Raw genomic sequence first — 17,236 nt, 5'->3', positions numbered from 1 at the left:
CTAAGGATCGCTCCGATCCTCTGCCATCGACAGCTGTCACGCATCCGTGCGCGGCATCTCATACAAATGTCTGAAGGGGTGCGAGAATGACACCGTGAAGGGCGATTACCAAGAACTGGTGGACGAGATCTCCGCGCTTCTGGGAGCGCCTGCGACGCTGGAGAACCGTGACTTCGGGCTGATCGCCTTCGGCGCCCACGACAGCGGCAGTGACTTCGACGAAACGACGCTGGACCCGGTCCGGACGCGCTCGATCCTGACCCGGAAGTCGACCCCGGCGGTCCGCGCCTGGTTCGAGGGCTTCGGCATCACCCGGGCGACGGGCCCGGTCCGTATCCCGGCCGCCCCGGACGCCGGGGTGTTCCGGGACCGGATCTGTCTTCCCGTACGGCATCGGGGCGTCGTCCTCGGGTACGTCTGGCTGCTGGACGCCGAGCCCCATCCCACGCACGCCCAGCTCACGGCGGCCATGGAGGTCGCCACCCGGATCGGCGGCCTGCTCGCGGACGAGGAGCGCGCGGGTTCGGACCTCTCCCGCGAGTTGCGGGCGGCCCTGACGGCGGAGCGCGGCTGGCAGTACGACATGGCGCTCACGGCGCTGCGTACGGCCCTGGGGCCGGACGCGGACGGGCTGCACGCGATGGCGTGCGTGGCGCCCTGGCCGGGTGAGGACAGCCCGTCGCCCCGTACGGTCCCGGCCGCCGCGGCGCTCTGCACCGTGCCGTGGCGCCTCCCGGCGGGCCCGTCGAAACGGGGCGGGGGCCAGGCCGGCGGATCCGACGGTGAGCCGGAGCCGGCGCGGACCACGGCCCTCGGCGGCGAGGGCGCGTGGGCGCTCGGCGTGCTGGTACGGCTGCGGGCCGCGGACAACCTCGCGCCCGCCGCCTCGGCGGCCGGGCGGCTGCGGGACACCGCGGGCCCGGGAGCCGTCGCCGGGGTCTCGCTCCCGCGCCGAGGGCTCGCCGATCTGGACACCGCCTGGCACGAGGCCGCGGCGGGCGCGCGGGCGGCAACGGCCCAGCCGGGGCTCGGCCCACTGGCCGAATGGTCGGCCATCGGCCCGTACCGCCTGCTCACCGCCCTCCCCCGAACCGACCCGGACCCGGTGGTCCGAGCCCTGCTCACCCCCGACCACACCGAACTGGCCCACACCGCCGAGGTGTTCCTCGACCACGCGGGCCAGGCGGGCCGTACGGCGGCGGCCCTCGGCATCCACCGCCAGACGCTCTACTACCGCCTCTCGCGCGTCGAGCGGCTGACGGGCCTCGACCTGGACTCGGGCGAGGACCGCCTGCTGCTGCACATGGCACTGAAGGCGGCCAGGCTCTGAGCGTGAGCCCACTTCCGGCAGGTTCATAGGATCTCCCCATGACCACGGGGAGTTGGGCACCGCCGACGTACACCGAGCAGCTGCTGTACGAGGCCGGTGAGCGGGGGGACCGGGCGGCCGTCCTGGACGCCCTCGGGCGGACCCGTCTCTACGTGCTCCTCCCCCGGCTGCAGGCCGACGTGCCCGGACACACCCCGCCGCTCCCCAGCCGGCGCGACAAGGCCGCCCGGCGCACCGTCGTACCGGTGCTGACCGAGGGCATGCTGCCGCCGTGGCACCCGGAGTGGGTCTTCAGGCAGACCACGATCGACCGCCTCGCCGCCGCCTGGCCGAACGACCGGTGGTGGCTGGCGGTCAACCCGGACACCCCGTTCGAGGCCGCCCTGCCGGCCCGGTCCGCCGACCGGCGGGCCTGGCAGGAAGCGGGCGCGCGCGGCGGCGGCCCCGCGCGGCTGCGCCTGCTCACCCACACAGGCGGGCACCTGCACGGCCCGGTCGCGCACGCCCTCGCGCTCGGCGCGCACCTCGCCGTGCTCAACGGCCTGGTGTGGAACGGGCTCGGCGCGCAGTACGAGGACTACCCCACCGATGTCGCCCGGCTGCGCAGGCCGTGGGCGGTCCGCCACCGCGCGGACTTCCGGGAGAAGCTGCGGACCCTGATCGCCACCCGGCTCGTCGGCCGGATCCCCGAGGCCGTCCTCGGGGTCCGGCGCCGTCTCACCGCGCGGCTGGGCGGCCTGCCCTCCGACGAGCAGTGGGCGGCGGCGGTCACCGAGACCTTCCAGCTGGAGGACCCCTACGGCGAGGACCGGGCCGAGGCCATGGAGTTCCTGCGCCGGATCATCCACTACGAGGGGCGGTTCCGCGTCGACGGCCTGCTCCCGCCGGGCGGCCGGGTCGACACCCTCGCCGCCTTCGACCACGGCCGCGCCGTCAACGTCGTGCGGCTGGCGCTCGGCGCGCGCTACTGCGATCCGCAGGAGGCGGAGCAGTCCGTCCTGAGCGTCCTCGAAGCCGCCCGGCGGACCTACGGCTCCTGGGAGGAGTTCTCGCTCGGCTATGTGCTGGCCCGGCTGATCCACTTCGACGAGGGTGATGACCCCGAACCGATGTACCAGGAATCCCTCACCGTCCACCGCACGCTCACGCAGGACGCGTCGAGCCCCTACCGGAACATCCCGTGGTCATGAGTCCTCGCCGTCCGCCCGCACCGCAGGGCGCCCCCTGGATCCCGCCGTCCGAGACCGAGCAGCTGCTGTACGAGGCGGGGCGCCGCGGCGATCTCGCGGGGCAGGTCCGTGTCCTGGCCGGGGCCGAACTCTTCATCGCCGCCTCCAAGGCCGAGGTGGACGCCGACCCGGAAGCCGTCTGGTGGCGCGCCCAGCAGGTGGCCAAGGGACTCCTCGTCCGGCCGGTCCTGACGCGCGGGATGCTGCCGCCCTGGCATCCGGAGTGGGTCTTCCACCAGGTCACCCTGCGCTGGGCCGCCGAGTTCGACTGGCGCGACCCCCGGGTTCTCCTCTCGGTCAACGGCGGCACCCCCGGCCAGTTGCTGTTGCCCGCCACGCCCGAGCACCGCGCGGGGTGGCTGCGGGCGTACGCCGAGAAGGAGCGGGGTCCGGGCGACCGGTTCGTCGCACTGCGGCACGGCCCCCTGCACGGTCCGCTCGCCTTCGGCCTCGCCTGCGGCGCCCATCTGGCGTTCGGCAACGGCGTCCCGTGGAACGACGTGGGCTCGGCGTACATGGGGTACACCACCGTCCTCGACACGCTCCGCGACGGATGGGACGTCGCCGACCGCGAGGGCTGGCACAAGGAGCTGGACGCGCTGCTCGACGGGCGCAACAGCCCGCCGGAGCCGGACTTCGCCCTCCGGGTCCGCGAGGAGCTGCGGGCCGCCCGTGGCGCGGTGCCCTCGCCGGACGAATGGCGCGAGACGGCCGCCGGGCACGCCCAGGACCTGGGCGCGAGCCCGGTGACGGTGCGGCACATCGAGGCACTGGTGCGCCGCATCCTGCGCTACGAGGCCCGGTTCCGGGCCGACGGGCTGCTCGCGCCGGACGGGCGGGTGCGGAAGACGGTCGCGTACGACTACGGCCGGGCGGTGAACATGGCCCGCTGGGGTCTGACGGCCCGGTTCTGCGCGCCCCCGGAGGCGGAACAGGCCATCGTCCACGCGGGCGCGCTCGCCCGCTCGGCCTACGGGTCGTGGGAGGAGTACTCGGCGGGGTACGCGCTCGGGCGGGTGCTGCGCTTCGACGCGGAGGAGTACGGCTCGTACCACGAGGACAACGTGGCCGCCCACCGCGTCCTGACGGAGCACGAGGGCAGCCCCTGGCGGAACATCCCGTGGCGCTGAGGCGCGCCGCCACGCCGACTCCGGGCGGGACCGGCGCTATCGCTCCCCCATCAGCGCCTTGAGCCCTTCGGTCAGGTCGTCGGCGGTCGGAGCCGTCTCCGGGTCCACCATCCACTGGATCATCACGCCCGTCGCCAGGGCCTGGCAGAGCAGTCCCGCGACCCGGGCCTTCTCGGGGTCGGCCTCCGGGTCCAGGCCGAGGAAGACCTCGGCCATCGCCAGCCGGCCCTCTCGCTGCGGCTCCTTGACGGCCTCGCGGAGATTCTCGTCGTCGTCGAGGCGGGTGACGACCTCCGTCTGGAGCTTCCAGACCGGCCGGCCGGCGCCGGCGGCGGCGATGACCCGCTCCCAGACGGTGTGGAAGCGCTCGTACGGGTCCGCGGGGAGCGTCTTGCCCTCCTCACCGCTCCCGGCCGGGCCCACCCGGTTGCCCCACTCCTCCGTGAGCGCGAGGAACGCCTGCTGGAGCAGGGCCTCCTTGGAACCGTAGTGGTAGCCGATGGAGGCCAGGTTGGTGCCCGAGGCGGCGACGATGTCGCGGGCCGTGGTGCGGGCGTACCCCTTCTCCAGGAGGCAGCGCTTGGCGCCGTCCAGCAGGTCTTCCCTGTGTCCGATGAGAGCACCGTACCCGGCCGCCATACGATCGTGTAAGACGATCGTCTAGCGCACCGGGTACGGGTACCTGTGCGGGACCGGGCCGCGCCCGGACCGGGATCAGACCAGGTTGACCGAGCGGGCCGACGCCGCGCCGATCTCGTCCGAGATCTCCGTGAGCACCGCCGACGGGACGGTGTCGTCCACGGTGAGGAGGACGAGCGCCTCGCCGCCCTCCTCCGCGCGCGCCACCTGCATGCCCGCGATGTTCAGACCGGCCTCGCCGAGGATGCGGCCCACGGTGCCGACGACACCCGGGCGGTCCTCGTAGCGGAGCACCACCATGTGGTCGGCGAGCGCCACGTCCACGTCGTAGTCACCGACGGCGACGATCTTCTGGAGGTGCTTGGGGCCGGCCAGCGTGCCGGAGACCGCGACCTCCTCGCCACTCGAGAGCGTGCCGCGCACGGTGACCACGTTGCGGTGGTCGGGGGACTCGCTGGAGGTCGTCAGACGGACCTCGACACCACGCTCCTGCGCGAACAGCGGGGCGTTGACGTACGACACGGTCTCGTCGACCACGTCCTCGAACACGCCCTTGAGCGCGGAGAGTTCGAGCACCTTGACGTCGTGCTGGGTGATCTCGCCGTACACCTCGACGTCGAGCCGCGCCGCGACCTCGCCCGCGAGCGCGGTGAAGATGCGGCCGAGCTTCTCGGCGAGCGGCAGACCGGGCTTGACGTCCTCGGCGATGACACCGCCCTGGACGTTGACCGCGTCCGGGACCAGCTCGCCGGCGAGCGCGAGGCGCACCGAACGGGCGACCGCGATACCGGCCTTCTCCTGAGCCTCGTCCGTGGACGCGCCGAGGTGCGGGGTGCAGACGACCTGGTCGAGCTCGAAGAGCGGGGAGTCCGTGCAGGGCTCCTTCGCGTACACGTCGAGGCCCGCGCCGGCGACCCGGCCCTCCTTGAGCGCCGAGTACAGCGCCTCCTCGTCCACGATCCCGCCGCGCGCGGCGTTGACGATGCGGACGGAGGGCTTGACCTTGTGCAGGGCCTCGTCGCCGATGAGACCGAGGGTCTCGGGGGTCTTCGGCAGGTGGACGGTGATGAAGTCGGCGACCTCCAGGAGCTCGTCCAGGGCCAGCAGCTTCACCCCCATCTGCGCGGCGCGGGCGGGCTGCACGTAGGGGTCGTACGCGACGATCTTCATGCCGAACGCGGACATCCGCTGGGCGACCAGGACGCCGATGCGGCCGAGACCGACGACGCCGAGGGTCTTCTCGCTGAGCTCGACGCCGGTGTACTTGGAGCGCTTCCACTCGCCGTTCTTCAGCGCGGTGTTGGCCTGCGGGATGTTGCGCGCGGTGGCGACGAGCAGACCGCACGCGAGCTCGGCGGCGGTGACGATGTTGGAGGTCGGGGCGTTCACGACCATCACGCCGGCCTTGGTGGCGGCGGAGACGTCGACGTTGTCCAGGCCGACACCGGCCCGGGCCACGACCCGGAGCTTGTTCGCGGCGGCGATGGCCTCCGCGTCGACCTTGGTGGCGGAGCGGACGAGGATCGCGTCCACGTCGGCGATGGCGGGGAGCAGCTCGGCGCGGTCCGCGCCGTTGCAGTGCCGGATCTCGAAGTCCGGGCCCAGTGCGTCGACGGTGGCGGGCGACAGCTCTTCAGCGATGAGTACGACAGGTTTCGAGCTCACGTGAGTCCTCACAGATCCATGGGGGCACCTCCCGCGCGCGCAGCGCTGCGGGGGAGGACGGCCGTCCCGACGGCCGCAGGCGGTGGAGGGGGCTTGCCGCGTGAAAGCGCACGACGCTGTGGGCCTGAACGCGTATGTTGTTGAGCAGTGTAGTGGTGCGTCGGCGTCGATCATGCGCCTCGTTGGAAGGATCACCCGTCCGTGGTTGGACGGCCTGTCCAACGACGCGGGGAGGGGCCGGACGCTGTGTCCGGCCCCCCACGAAGGCTTACGCCTCCTCGTCGTTCACCCAGCTCATGAGCTTGCGCAGCTCCTTGCCGGTGGTCTCCAGGAGGTGCTTCTCGTCCTGGGTCTTGTACTCGTTGTACTTCTTCAGACCGCCGTGGTACTCGTCCATCCAGTTCTGGGCGAAGGTGCCGTCCTGGATCTCCGCGAGGACCTTCTTCATCTCGGCCTTGGTGGCGTCGGTGATGATCCGCGGGCCGGTGATGTAGTCGCCCCACTCGGCGGTCTCGGAGACGGACCAGCGCATCTTCTCCAGGCCGCCCTCGTACATGAGGTCGACGATGAGCTTCAGCTCGTGCAGGCACTCGAAGTAGGCGATCTCCGGCTGGTAGCCGGCCTCGACCAGGGTCTCGAAGCCCGCCTTGACGAGGGCGCTGGCGCCACCGCACAGGACGGCCTGCTCACCGAACAGGTCGGTCTCGGTCTCCTCGGTGAAGGTCGTCTTGATGACGCCCGCACGCGTGCCGCCGATGGCCTTGGCGTACGAGAGCGCCAGGGCGAAGGCGTTGCCCGTCGCGTCCTGCTCGACCGCGGCGATCGCGGGGACGCCGCGGCCCTCCTCGTACTGGCGGCGGACCAGGTGGCCCGGGCCCTTCGGGGCGACGAGCGCGACGTCGACGCCGGCCGGGGGCTTGATGAAGCCGAAGCGGACGTTGAAGCCGTGCGCGAAGAAGAGGGCGTCGCCGTCCTTCAGGTTCGGGGCGATCGACTCCTCGTAGACCTTGGCCTGGATCGGGTCCGGGATCAGGATCATGATGACGTCGGCCTCGGCGGCGGCCTCGGCGGGCGTCACCACGCGCAGGCCCTGCTCCTCGGCCTTGGCCTTGGACTTGGAGCCCTCGTGCAGACCGACACGGACGTCGACACCCGAGTCACGGAGCGACAGCGCGTGGGCGTGGCCCTGGCTGCCGTAACCGATCACCGCGACCTTGCGGCCCTGGATGATGGACAGGTCGGCATCGTCGTCGTAGAACAGCTCGGCCACTGGGAATCTCCTTGGTGTGCTGGTGTTGCGTCCCACCGTACGGCGGGCGGGGGAAGGGAAGTCTTCTGTCTCGCCAGGCGGACCGGTCGACGGACGCGTCGACGGACCGCCCTGGAGGCCGGCCGTAGTGGCCGGTCAGGCGCTGCGGTCGAGGGCCCGCAGGGAACGGTCCGTGATGGACCGCGCACCACGCCCTATGGCGATCGTGCCGGACTGCACGAGCTCCTTGATGCCGAACTGCTCCAGCATCTTGAGCATCGCGTCGAGCTTGTCACTCGAACCGGTGGCCTCGATGGTGACCGCCTCGGGCGAGACGTCCACGGTCTTGGCGCGGAACAGCTGGACGATCTCGACGATCTGGGAGCGGGTCTCGTTGTCGGCGCGGACCTTCACCAGGACGAGCTCGCGCTGGATCGCAGCGGAGGGCTCGAGTTCGACGATCTTCAGGACGTTGACCAGCTTGTTGAGCTGCTTGGTCACCTGCTCCAGCGGCAGGTCCTCGACATTGACCACGATCGTGATGCGGGAGATGTCGGGGTGTTCGGTGACACCGACGGCGAGCGAGTCGATGTTGAAGCCGCGGCGGGAGAACAGCGCGGCGATCCGGGCGAGGATGCCGGGGGTGTTCTCCACCAGGACGGAGAGCGTGTGCCTAGTCATGTGTCGTTCCTCTTCCTACGGCTCTCGGTCTCAGTCGTCTTCGTTGTCGCCGAAGTCGGGGCGGACGCCCCGGGCTGCCATGACCTCGTCGTTGGAGGTGCCGGCGGCGACCATGGGCCAGACCTGGGCGTCCTCGTGGACGATGAAGTCGATCACGACCGGGCGGTCGTTGATGGCGTTGGCCTCTTCGATGACCCTGTCCAGGTCGGCCGGGTCCTCGCAGCGCAGGGCGACACAGCCCATGGCCTCGGACAGCTTGACGAAGTCCGGGATACGGGTGCCCTTGCGGGGCGCCGTGCTGGCACCGACCTGGGAGCCGGTGGCCTCGTGGCCGGTCTCGTCGGCGTGCAGGACCGTGCTGGAGTAGCGCTGGTTGTAGAAGAGGGTCTGCCACTGGCGGACCATCCCGAGGGCGCCGTTGTTGATGATGGCGACCTTGATCGGGATGTTGTTGAGCGCGCAGGTGACGAGTTCCTGGTTCGTCATCTGGAAGCAGCCGTCGCCATCGATCGCCCAGACCGGGCGGTCCGGCATGCCGGCCTTGGCACCCATGGCGGCGGGGACGGCGTAGCCCATCGTTCCGGCGCCGCCGGAGTTCAGCCAGGTGGCCGGCTTCTCGTAGTCGATGAAGTGCGCCGCCCACATCTGGTGCTGGCCGACGCCGGCCGCGTAGATGGTGTCGGCGGGGGCCAGCTGACCGATGCGCTGGATGACCTGCTGCGGCGAGAGGCTGCCGTCCTCCGGCAGGTCGTAGCCGAGCGGGTACGTCTCGCGCCAGCGGTTCAGGTCGCTCCACCAGGAGGTGTAGTCGCCCTGGTTGCCTTCGCTGTACTCGGCCTGGACGGCCTGGACCAGGTCGGCGATGACCTCGCGGGCGTCACCGACGATCGGGACGTCGGCGGCGCGGTTCTTGCCGATCTCGGCCGGGTCGATGTCCGCGTGGACGATCTTGGCGAAGGGGGCGAAGCTGTCCAGCTTGCCGGTGACGCGGTCGTCGAAGCGGGCTCCGAGGGCGACGATCAGGTCGGCCTTCTGCAGCGCGGTGACGGCTGTGACCGCACCGTGCATGCCCGGCATTCCCACGTGCAGCGGGTGGCTGTCGGGGAACGCGCCCAGCGCCATCAGGGTGGTGGTGACGGGGGCTCCGGTGAGCTCGGCGAGCACCTTCAGCTCGGCGGTGGCGCCGGCCTTCAGGACGCCGCCGCCGACGTACAGGACCGGGCGCCTTGCGCCGGTGATCAGCTTGGCGGCCTCGCGGATCTGCTTGGCGTGCGGCTTGGTCACCGGGCGGTAGCCGGGCAGGTCGGTCTGCGGCGGCCAGCTGAAGGTGGTCTTCGCCTGCAAGGCGTCCTTGGCGATGTCGACCAGGACCGGGCCGGGACGGCCGGTGGAGGCGATGTGGAAGGCCTCGGCGATCGTCCTCGGGATGTCCTCGGCCTTGGTGACCAGGAAGTTGTGCTTGGTGATCGGCATCGTGATGCCGCAGATGTCCGCCTCCTGGAAGGCGTCCGTGCCGATGGCCTTGGAGGCGACCTGGCCGGTGATCGCGACCAGCGGGACGGAGTCCATGTGGGCGTCGGCGATCGGCGTGACCAGGTTGGTGGCGCCGGGACCGGAGGTCGCCATGCAGACGCCGACCTTGCCGGTCGCCTGGGCGTAGCCGGTTGCGGCGTGGCCCGCGCCCTGCTCGTGGCGGACCAGGATGTGGCGGACCTTCTGGGAGTCCATCATCGGGTCGTACGCGGGGAGGATGGCGCCGCCCGGAATACCGAAGACGGTGTCGGCCCCCACTTCCTCGAGAGAACGGATGAGGGACTGCGCACCCGTGACGTGCTCGACGGTGGTGGCGATCTGTCCGCCGCTACGGGCCCGCGGCTGCGGATGGTGCCCGGTGGCCTGCTCGGTCATCAGCATTCTCTTCTCGAAGCAGAGGGTTTTTGCGAGGGTTTGGGGGGAGCCGGTGCAACAAAAAACCCCTCGTGCCGGGAGGCAAGCGAGGGGAGCGCGTCGGTAGCGTTTCAAGCCGGGCCGTCATGGCCCTGCTTCAGCCGACGCGCTTTCCAAGTACGAGAATTCGGGTGCGCATGGCACTGACCCTCCCCCCGACGCACTATCAGTGTCAAGTGGGTGGGACGGGCGTCTCATTATTTGAGCGCATCGGGTGATGGTTTCCGGCCGGAACCGCCTCGCCACCGGGGACGGGGTACTCCTCCCGCACGAGCGCGCGGCGCAGCCGGTACTCGTCGAGCGGGCCCGAGAACGCCATTCCCTGGCCGTGGGTGCAGCCCATGGCGCGCAGGGTGAGCACCTGCTCGGGGACGTCCACGCCGTCGGCGACGGACTGCAGCCCGAGATCGGAGGCGATCCGGAGCAGTCCGCTGGTGATCTTGCGGAGCCGGGCGGACTCCACCACGCCCTCGACGAGTCCCCGGTCCAGCTTCAGTACGTCGACGGGGAGGCGGCGCAGCGCGTTGATGGCCGCGTAGCCGCTGCCGAAGCCGTCGAGCGCGATCCGGACGCCGAGCCGGCGCAGAACGACCAGGCGCTGCTCCAGGTCGTCGAAGGAGACCCGGGGGTCACTGTCGGCCAGCTCGATCACCAAAGAGCCCGACGGGAGCTCGTACCGGGTCAGCAGCGCCTCGACAGAGCCGAGCGGCAGCGAGCGGTCGAGCAGGCGACGGGCGGAGAGCCGGACGGAGACCGGGGTCCGGTGGCCCAACGCGGCCCGCTCGGCGGCCTGCTCGACGGCCTGCTCCAGGAGCCAGCGGCCGAGCTGGGCGACCCGCTCGCCGTCCTCGGCGACCCGAAGGAACTCCGCCGGGGTGAAGAGGACGCCCTGGGCGGAGCGCCAGCGGGCCTGGGCGGCGACGGCGGTGATCCGGCCGGTGGAGAGGTCCACCACCGGCTGGTGGAGCAGGGCGAACTCGCCGTCGTCCAGCGCGGTGCGCAGCCGGGTGGCCAGTTCGGTCCTGCGGACGATCTCGGCCTGCATCTGCGGGGCGTACATCTCGACGCGGTCCTTGCCGGCCGCCTTGGCCCGGTACATGGCCAGGTCGGCGTTGCGCAGCAGGTCCCCGGCGCTGATGCCGGGCTCGGCGAAGGCGACGCCGATGGAGGCGGCCACCCGCACCTCGTTCCCGCCCTCGACCTGGTACGGCTGGGAGAGCGTGAGGCGCAGCCGGTCGGCGATCTCGCGGACCTGGTACTCGCGGGCGGAGCGGTCGCGTGCGCCGTCACCGAGGATGAGCGCGGCGAACTCGTCGCCGCCGAGCCGGGCGGCGGTGTCCCCGGCCCGTACGGAGTCCTGGAGGCGGCGCGCGGCCTGGACGAGCAGCTCGTCGCCCGCCTGGTGGCCGAGCCGGTCGTTGACCGCCTTGAAGCCGTCGAGGTCGATGAAGAGCACGGCGGTGCCGGGGTCGGACGAGCGCCGGCCGGCGAGCGCCTTGCGGACGCGCCGGGTGAACAGCGCCCGGTTGGGCAGGTCGGTGAGCGGGTCGTGCTCGGCGTTGTGCTGGAGCTGGGCCTGGAGGCGGACCCGCTCGGTGACGTCCCGGCTGTTGAAGATCAGCCCACCCTGGTGGCGGTTGACGGTGGACTCGACGTTGAGCCAGTCACCGCGGCCGGAGCGGAAGCGGCACTCGATCCGTGTGGTCGGCTCCTCCGAAGGAGGAGCGGCCAGGAAGCGGCGGACCTCGTGGACGACTCCGCCGAGGTCCTCGGGATGGATGAGCGAGGCCAGCTCGGAGCCGATCAGGTCCTCGGCCTCCCGTCCGTAGACCCCGGAGGCGGCAGGGCTGACGTAGCGGAGTATGCCGGTGGGTGCTGCGATCATGATGACGTCGCTGGAGCCCTGTACCAGGGACCTGAAGTGGTTCTCCTTCTGGGCCAGTTCGTGGGTGAGGGCGATGTTGTCGAGGAGCATGATGCCCTGCCGTACGACCAGGGCGAGCACGACCGTACAGCCGGTGAAGACGACCACGCGGTCCACTCTGCGTCCCTCGACGACGTTGTACAGGATGCCGAGCGTGCAGACCGCGGCGGCGAGATACGGGGTGAGGGCGGCCAGCGAGCCGGCGACGGGGCGGCTGTGCTGGCGCTGGCCGCGCGGGGAGGGGGCGCCCTCGGACGTCCGGCGCACCCCCCAGGGGGCGTACGCCAGCAGCAGCGAGCCGGCGAACCAGCCGGCGTCGAGCAGTTGGCCGGAGGTGTAGCTCTCGCGCAGCAGCGGCGAGGTGAACAGGGCGTCGCACAGGACGGTGAGCGCGAGAGCGGCGATGGCGGTGTTGGTCGCCGAGCGGTTCGCCTGCGAGCGTCGGAAGTGCAGGGCGAGGACCATGCTGACGAGGACGATGTCCAGCAGGGGGTACGCCAGGGTGAGGGCGGTCCGGGCGACGCTCTCGCCCTCGAAGTGGGCGGTGTGCGCGAGGGCGAGGCTCCAGGAAAGGGTGAGCAGCGAGCCGCCGATGAGCCAGGCGTCGAGGGCGAGGCAGACCCATCCGGCCCGGGTGACGGGCTTCTTGGCGAGCACCAGCAGGCCGACGATGGCGGGCGGCGCGAAGAGCAGGAAGAAGACGTCCGCGACGGAGGGGCTGGGCACCTCCCTGTGGAGCACGACCTCGTACCACCCCCAGACGGCGTTCCCCGCGGCGGCCATCGCCGAGGAGAAGGCGAAGAGCAGCCAGGCCGGGCGGGAGCGGCTCTCGTGGACGCGGGTGTAGACGAAGCAGGAGACGGCCGCGGCGAGGGCGGCGACGCTGAGGCCGAAGTCACCCATGATCAGGGCCAGTTGTTCGGAACCCCAGCCGAGGGCGGCACCCGTCGCGTATCCCCCGCAGATCAACCCGAGGAGGATCTGGGTCAGGACCACCGGGGACCCTGAGCGGGGGCCGCGACGGCGCTCCCCCGAGCCGGGGGCGACGGCGGGTCCCGCGACGCGGCCGCGCTCGATGAGCGCGCCGGGGGCGCTCATCGCCACCGGGCTTTCGTCCGCACCAGGGCGCCGAGGCATCGTGAAGCGCCAGGCGCGACGCGCGGCGCTCGCGGCGTGGCCCGCGTCGGCCTCGACGGGGACTGAGGCGACCTCCGCGGAGACCGGAGCAGCCGGTGCGGGGCCCGAGGGGGCCAGGGGTGAGGCGAGTACTTCCAGGGCGTCCGCGTCGCGGTCCGGAGCTCCGGGACGCTGGGCCGTCGCGTGCGGCCCCGAGGCGTCCGGCTCGGCGGTGCGCCGGTCGGCCTGGACGGGGAGGCCGACTCCACCGGTCGGCCTGCGGAGTCCCGCGCCCTGACGGGGCGGCCCCGTGCCGTCGTCGCGCGCGAGGGTGGTCGACGGCAGCCCCGCCGCGTCGGATCGTCGGTCCGTCGCCCGTACGTCACCCGTCGCCCCCCTCGGAATCTGATGTCCCGTCACGTCGCTCCCCGGCGTCAGCTCGTACTCGACGCAGCCCCCCGCTTCGGGACGATACACCAGGACCGTCACTCAGGGACAGGGGTGCTGTACGCTGCGTGACGGGCCTGGGGTTCGCCGCAGGCGCACTGAGGGGGCGCTCCGCTCGGCCGCGCGGATCAGGTGGTCAGGACCACGTTCGCCAGCCGCTCCCCCGCCGTGAAACGGGTGAGCTGGGCCGCGATCAGCCGCTTGGCACGGGGCATGAACGCCGAAGTTGAGCCGCCGACATGGGGACTCACCAGAACACCGGGAGCGTGCCACAACGGGTGGCCCGGCGGCAGCGGTTCGGGATCGGTGACGTCGAGCGCGGCGGTGATCCGCCCGCTCTCGACCTCCTTGAGCAGCGCGGCGGTGTCCACGACGGGACCGCGGGCCACGTTCACCAGAAGGGCGCCGTCCTTCATCCGGGCGAGAAACCCCGCGTCGGCGAGGTGCCTGGTCCCGGGCGTGAGCGGAGTGGAGAGCACGACCACGTCCGCCTGCGGCAGAAGGGCGGGCAGCTCCGAGAGGGGATGGACGGGACCGCGCTCCGTGGCGCGTGCGGAGCGCGCGACGCGCATCACCCGCGCGCACTCGAAGGGCACGAGCCGGTCCTCGATGGCGGCGCCGATCGATCCGTACCCCACGATGAGGACGGACTTGTCGGCGAGGGCCGGATAGAAGCCGTCCCGCCACTCCTCCTTGTCCTGGCCCCTGACGAAGCCGGGGATCCCGCGCAGCGAGGCGAGGATCAGGGCCAGCGTCAGCTCGGCGGTGCTGGCCTCGTGGACGCCCTTGGCGTTGCACAGCTCGACGCCCGGGGGCAGTGAGCCGAGACCGGGCGTCACATGGTCCGTGCCCGCCGAGAGCGTCTGCACCGCGCGCACCGAGGTCATATGGGCGAGCGGCCGGACGGCGACCTCCGAGCCCTTCATGTACGGGACGACGTAGAAGACGCAGCGCGCCGGATCGGAGGGGAAGTCACGACCGCCTTCCCAGAGACGGTAGTTGAGTCCCGACGCGCCCGGGTCGGGAAGTCCTTCGATCTCGTCCGCGGGAATCGGAAGCCACACGTCGGCGGTCGTCTCATCGAATGTCATGACCGGGAGGCTATGCGAAGAATCCCGGTCGCCATTGGTTACTTTGGGGGCGGCACAGGGAGGGGTACCGGCAGGTGGAGCGCAGGACTATCGGGGCGGCGGCGCTCGACGTGGGCGCGGTCGGCCTGGGCTGTATGCCGATGAACTGGGCCTACGGAGCCTCGCAGCAGCGCGGTGACCGCTCGCTGCGTACGGTGCACGCGGCGCTCGACGCCGGGGTGAGTCTGCTCGACACCGCCGACATGTACGGCCCCTTCACCAACGAGCTGCTCGTGGGGCGGGCCCTGAGGGAACGCCGGGCGGAGGCGTTCGTGTCGACGAAGTGCGGTCTGCTCGTGGGTGACCAGCACATCGTGGCCAACGGCCGGCCCGGGTACGTACGGCGGGCCTGCGACGCCTCGCTGCGGCGGCTGCAGACGGACGTGATCGACCTCTACCAGCTGCACCGGGCGGATCCGGAGGTGCCGGTCGAGGAGACCTGGGGCGCGATGGCCGAGCTGGTGTCGGCCGGCAAGGTGCGGGCGCTCGGGTTCTGCGCGGTCGGAGCGCGGGCGGCACGGCGCGGCGGAGTTGCACACGTGTACGAGGGAACGATCCGGCAGTTGGAGCGGATCCAGCAGGTCTTCCCGGTGAGCGCGGTGGAGGCGGAGCTGTCGGTGTGGTCCCCGGAGGCGCTGGAGCGGCTGCTGCCGTGGTGTGAGGCGCGGGGCGTGGGGTTCCTGGCCGCGATGCCGCTGGGGAACGGGTTCCTGACCGGGACCCTGACCCCGGGCGGGGGCTTCGAGCCGGACGACCCACGGGCCAGGCATCCCCGGTTCACCGCCGAGATGATGGCCGCGAACCAGCCGCTGGTGGCGGGGCTGCGGCGGGTGGCCGCGCGGCACGGGGAGCACGTCACTCCGGCGCAGGTGACGCTGGCGTGGGCGCTGGCCCAGGGGCCGCACGTGGTGCCGATCCCGGGGGCGAAGCGGGAGTGCTGGGCGGTGGAGAACGCGCGGGCGGCGGAACTGGTGCTCACGGCCCGGGATCTCGCGGAGATCGCGGGGCTGCCCGGGCCGCGTGGATCGTGGGACTGAGAGCGCGAGCCGCAGGATCGGCGGTGAGAGCGGGAACCTGACCGGGCCGAGCGGTGTATCAAGGGTAGAGATCGCCGTTCGAAGGGACCGGGACCGTGGGCCGAACTTCAGTGGGAGCCGTGGGGGCCGCCGCCGTTCTGGGGCTGCTGACGGGTTGTGCGTCGGACGGAGACGGGGAGAGAGCCGCGCCGCCCTCGGCAGCGCCCTCGATGTCCGTGTCCGCCACGGAATCCGGGACGCGGGGCTCTCCGGGCTCCGTGCGCGTCGCCGGGACGCTGACCGAGGATCTGGAGTCGCCGTGGGGCGTGGCCGCGCTGCCGGACGGTGATCTCCTCGTCGCCTCGCGTGACGAGCGCACGATCACCCGGGTCGACGCGGAGACGGGAGGAAAGACGCCGGTCGGAGAGGTGCCGGGGGTGGTCCCCGGGGGCGAGGGCGGTCTCCTCGGACTCGCCGTGCGGGACGGCCACGTGTACGCGTACTTCACGGCGGAGTCGGACAACCGCATCGTTCGCATGCCGTACGGAGGCGGGGCGTCGGACCGGCTCGGCGCGGCCGAGGTGGTCCTCTCGGGCATCCCGAAGGGCAACGTGCACAACGGCGGGCGGATCGCGTTCGGCCCGGACGGAATGCTGTACGCGGGCACGGGCGAGCGCGGTGAGACGGGGCTCGCGCAGAACGTGGAGTCGTTGGGCGGCAAGATCCTGCGGATGGCGCCGGAGGGGAAGCCGGCGCCCGGCAATCCGTTCCCCGGCTCGGTGGTCTACTCGTACGGTCACCGCAATGTCCAGGGTTTGGCCTGGGACGCGGACGGACGGCTGTGGGCGGCCGAGTTCGGCCAGAACACCTGGGACGAGCTGAATCTGATCCAGGCCGGGAAGAACTACGGCTGGCCGAAGGTCGAGGGCACGGCGAACGTCTCGGGCTTCGTGGACCCGGTGGCCCAGTGGCGGACGGACGAGGCGTCGCCGAGCGGCATCGCCTACGCGGAGGGCGCGATCTGGATGGCGGGCCTGAGAGGCGAGCGCCTGTGGCGGATCCCGCTGTCCGGAGCGGAACGCTCCGGAGACCCCGAGGCGTTCCTCGTGGAGGAGTACGGCCGGCTGCGCACGGTCCTGGCGGCGGGTGACGGCCGGCTCTGGCTGACGACGAGCGAGACCGACACCCGGGGCACGCCCGAGCCCGGCGACGACAAGATCCTCCGCCTGGAGGTCGAATAGGAGCCCGATGTTCCACCTGATGGAAGAACTCTTCGCGCCGAGCCAGAAGCACGCCTCCGACGAACGGCAGCGGCTCGAACTGACCCGGGAGGACCTGGGTGACGCGGACCCCGGGCGTGGGCCGATCGACCTCGCCTCGGGCGCGGTGACGATACGCGTGCCGGCCCTGGCGACCCGCGACGACGAGGACGGGGACGGGACCGGCGACGACGGGGACGGGGACGAGGGGCTCTAGGCGGAGGACGGGGCTCCGGGCGGAGGACGGGGGCTTGGGCGCAGGACGGGGCCCTGGGTCGAGGACAGGCTTGGACGCAGGACGGGGCTCTGGGCCGAGGACAGGCTTGGGCGCAGGACGGGGCCCTGGGTCGAGGACGGGGGCTCAGTCGTGGCCTAGACGCAATGCCGGTGACTTAAATGTCCTGCGCTCGTTGGTTGTGGTGTGGCGAGGGTGGGGCAGGTCAGGGTGCCTGCGGGTGAGCGGTTGTCGGACCG

13 protein-coding genes are annotated in these 17,236 nt (G+C 71.8%); 6 read left to right on the top strand and 7 right to left on the bottom strand.

The features are described 5' to 3' along the window. The first annotated feature begins 94 nt into the window (after nt 1-94). The 3 genes from ACFUJR_RS02785 to ACFUJR_RS02775 are packed head-to-tail and all read left to right on the top strand — an operon-like array spanning nt 95 to nt 3,689. Entirely contained in the window at nt 95-1,330 is a 1,236-nt protein-coding gene (locus ACFUJR_RS02785; RefSeq protein WP_383169214.1) for a PucR family transcriptional regulator, read from the top strand. A gap of 38 nt (nt 1,331-1,368) precedes the next feature. Then, on the top strand, nt 1,369-2,520 hold the full coding sequence (locus tag ACFUJR_RS02780; RefSeq protein ID WP_383169212.1) for a DUF1266 domain-containing protein: 1,152 nt from the start codon (nt 1,369-1,371) through the stop codon (nt 2,518-2,520). Continuing rightward, entirely contained in the window at nt 2,517-3,689 is a 1,173-nt protein-coding gene (locus tag ACFUJR_RS02775) for a DUF1266 domain-containing protein (RefSeq protein ID WP_383169210.1), read from the top strand. The genes ACFUJR_RS02780 and ACFUJR_RS02775 overlap by 4 nt, the downstream gene beginning before the upstream one ends. Before the next feature lie 36 nt (nt 3,690-3,725). Here ACFUJR_RS02775 and ACFUJR_RS02770 read toward each other — a convergent pair whose 3' ends face one another. The 7 genes from ACFUJR_RS02770 to ACFUJR_RS02740 all read right to left on the bottom strand — a co-directional run bounded on the left by ACFUJR_RS02770 (nt 3,726) and on the right by ACFUJR_RS02740 (nt 14,448). Beyond that, nucleotides 3,726-4,304 (bottom strand): TetR/AcrR family transcriptional regulator, encoded by a 579-nt coding sequence (locus ACFUJR_RS02770; protein WP_383169254.1) that lies wholly within the window; start codon nt 4,302-4,304, stop codon nt 3,726-3,728. Between the two features lie 99 nt (nt 4,305-4,403). Then, nucleotides 4,404-5,993 carry a phosphoglycerate dehydrogenase gene (serA, locus tag ACFUJR_RS02765; RefSeq protein ID WP_383169208.1) on the bottom strand — a complete coding sequence of 530 codons (1,590 nt, stop codon included), beginning with the start codon at nt 5,991-5,993 and terminating at the stop codon, nt 4,404-4,406. Between the two features lie 268 nt (nt 5,994-6,261). Beyond that, a complete protein-coding gene (ilvC, locus tag ACFUJR_RS02760; protein WP_383169206.1) occupies nt 6,262-7,263 on the bottom strand; it encodes a ketol-acid reductoisomerase in 1,002 nt (333 codons plus the stop codon). A 135-nt stretch (nt 7,264-7,398) separates the two neighbouring features. After that, a complete protein-coding gene (gene ilvN, locus ACFUJR_RS02755; protein WP_215065241.1) occupies nt 7,399-7,923 on the bottom strand; it encodes an acetolactate synthase small subunit in 525 nt (174 codons plus the stop codon). 30 nt (nt 7,924-7,953) lie between these two features. Continuing rightward, nucleotides 7,954-9,831 carry an acetolactate synthase large subunit gene (locus ACFUJR_RS02750; RefSeq protein WP_383169204.1) on the bottom strand — a complete coding sequence of 626 codons (1,878 nt, stop codon included), beginning with the start codon at nt 9,829-9,831 and terminating at the stop codon, nt 7,954-7,956. A gap of 211 nt (nt 9,832-10,042) precedes the next feature. Further along, nucleotides 10,043-12,892 carry a putative bifunctional diguanylate cyclase/phosphodiesterase gene (locus ACFUJR_RS02745; RefSeq protein WP_383169251.1) on the bottom strand — a complete coding sequence of 950 codons (2,850 nt, stop codon included), beginning with the start codon at nt 12,890-12,892 and terminating at the stop codon, nt 10,043-10,045. Nucleotides 12,893-13,485: 593 nt separating this feature from the next. Continuing rightward, nucleotides 13,486-14,448 carry a 2-hydroxyacid dehydrogenase gene (locus tag ACFUJR_RS02740; protein ID WP_383169202.1) on the bottom strand — a complete coding sequence of 321 codons (963 nt, stop codon included), beginning with the start codon at nt 14,446-14,448 and terminating at the stop codon, nt 13,486-13,488. Nucleotides 14,449-14,522: 74 nt separating this feature from the next. Here ACFUJR_RS02740 and ACFUJR_RS02735 point away from each other — a divergent pair, with 74 nt between their 5' ends. The 3 genes from ACFUJR_RS02735 to ACFUJR_RS02725 all read left to right on the top strand — a co-directional run bounded on the left by ACFUJR_RS02735 (nt 14,523) and on the right by ACFUJR_RS02725 (nt 16,979). Next, the gene (locus ACFUJR_RS02735; protein ID WP_383169200.1) at nt 14,523-15,524 is read left to right on the top strand and encodes an aldo/keto reductase; all 1,002 of its coding nucleotides are present in this window, start codon (nt 14,523-14,525) and stop codon (nt 15,522-15,524) included. Between the two features lie 110 nt (nt 15,525-15,634). After that, nucleotides 15,635-16,744, top strand: a complete 1,110-nt coding sequence (locus tag ACFUJR_RS02730) for a PQQ-dependent sugar dehydrogenase (RefSeq protein WP_383169249.1) — start codon at nt 15,635-15,637, stop codon at nt 16,742-16,744. A gap of 7 nt (nt 16,745-16,751) precedes the next feature. Next, nucleotides 16,752-16,979, top strand: a complete 228-nt coding sequence (locus ACFUJR_RS02725; RefSeq protein WP_383169198.1) for a DUF6191 domain-containing protein — start codon at nt 16,752-16,754, stop codon at nt 16,977-16,979. The last annotated feature ends 257 nt before the right edge of the window (nt 16,980-17,236 follow it).

The sequence above is a fragment of the Streptomyces sp. NPDC057271 genome, from assembly GCF_042668715.1.
GTDB lineage: Bacteria > Actinomycetota > Actinomycetes > Streptomycetales > Streptomycetaceae > Streptomyces.
The sequence above is the reverse complement of the archived record's forward strand: the minus strand, read 5'-3'. Positions and strand labels throughout refer to the sequence as shown.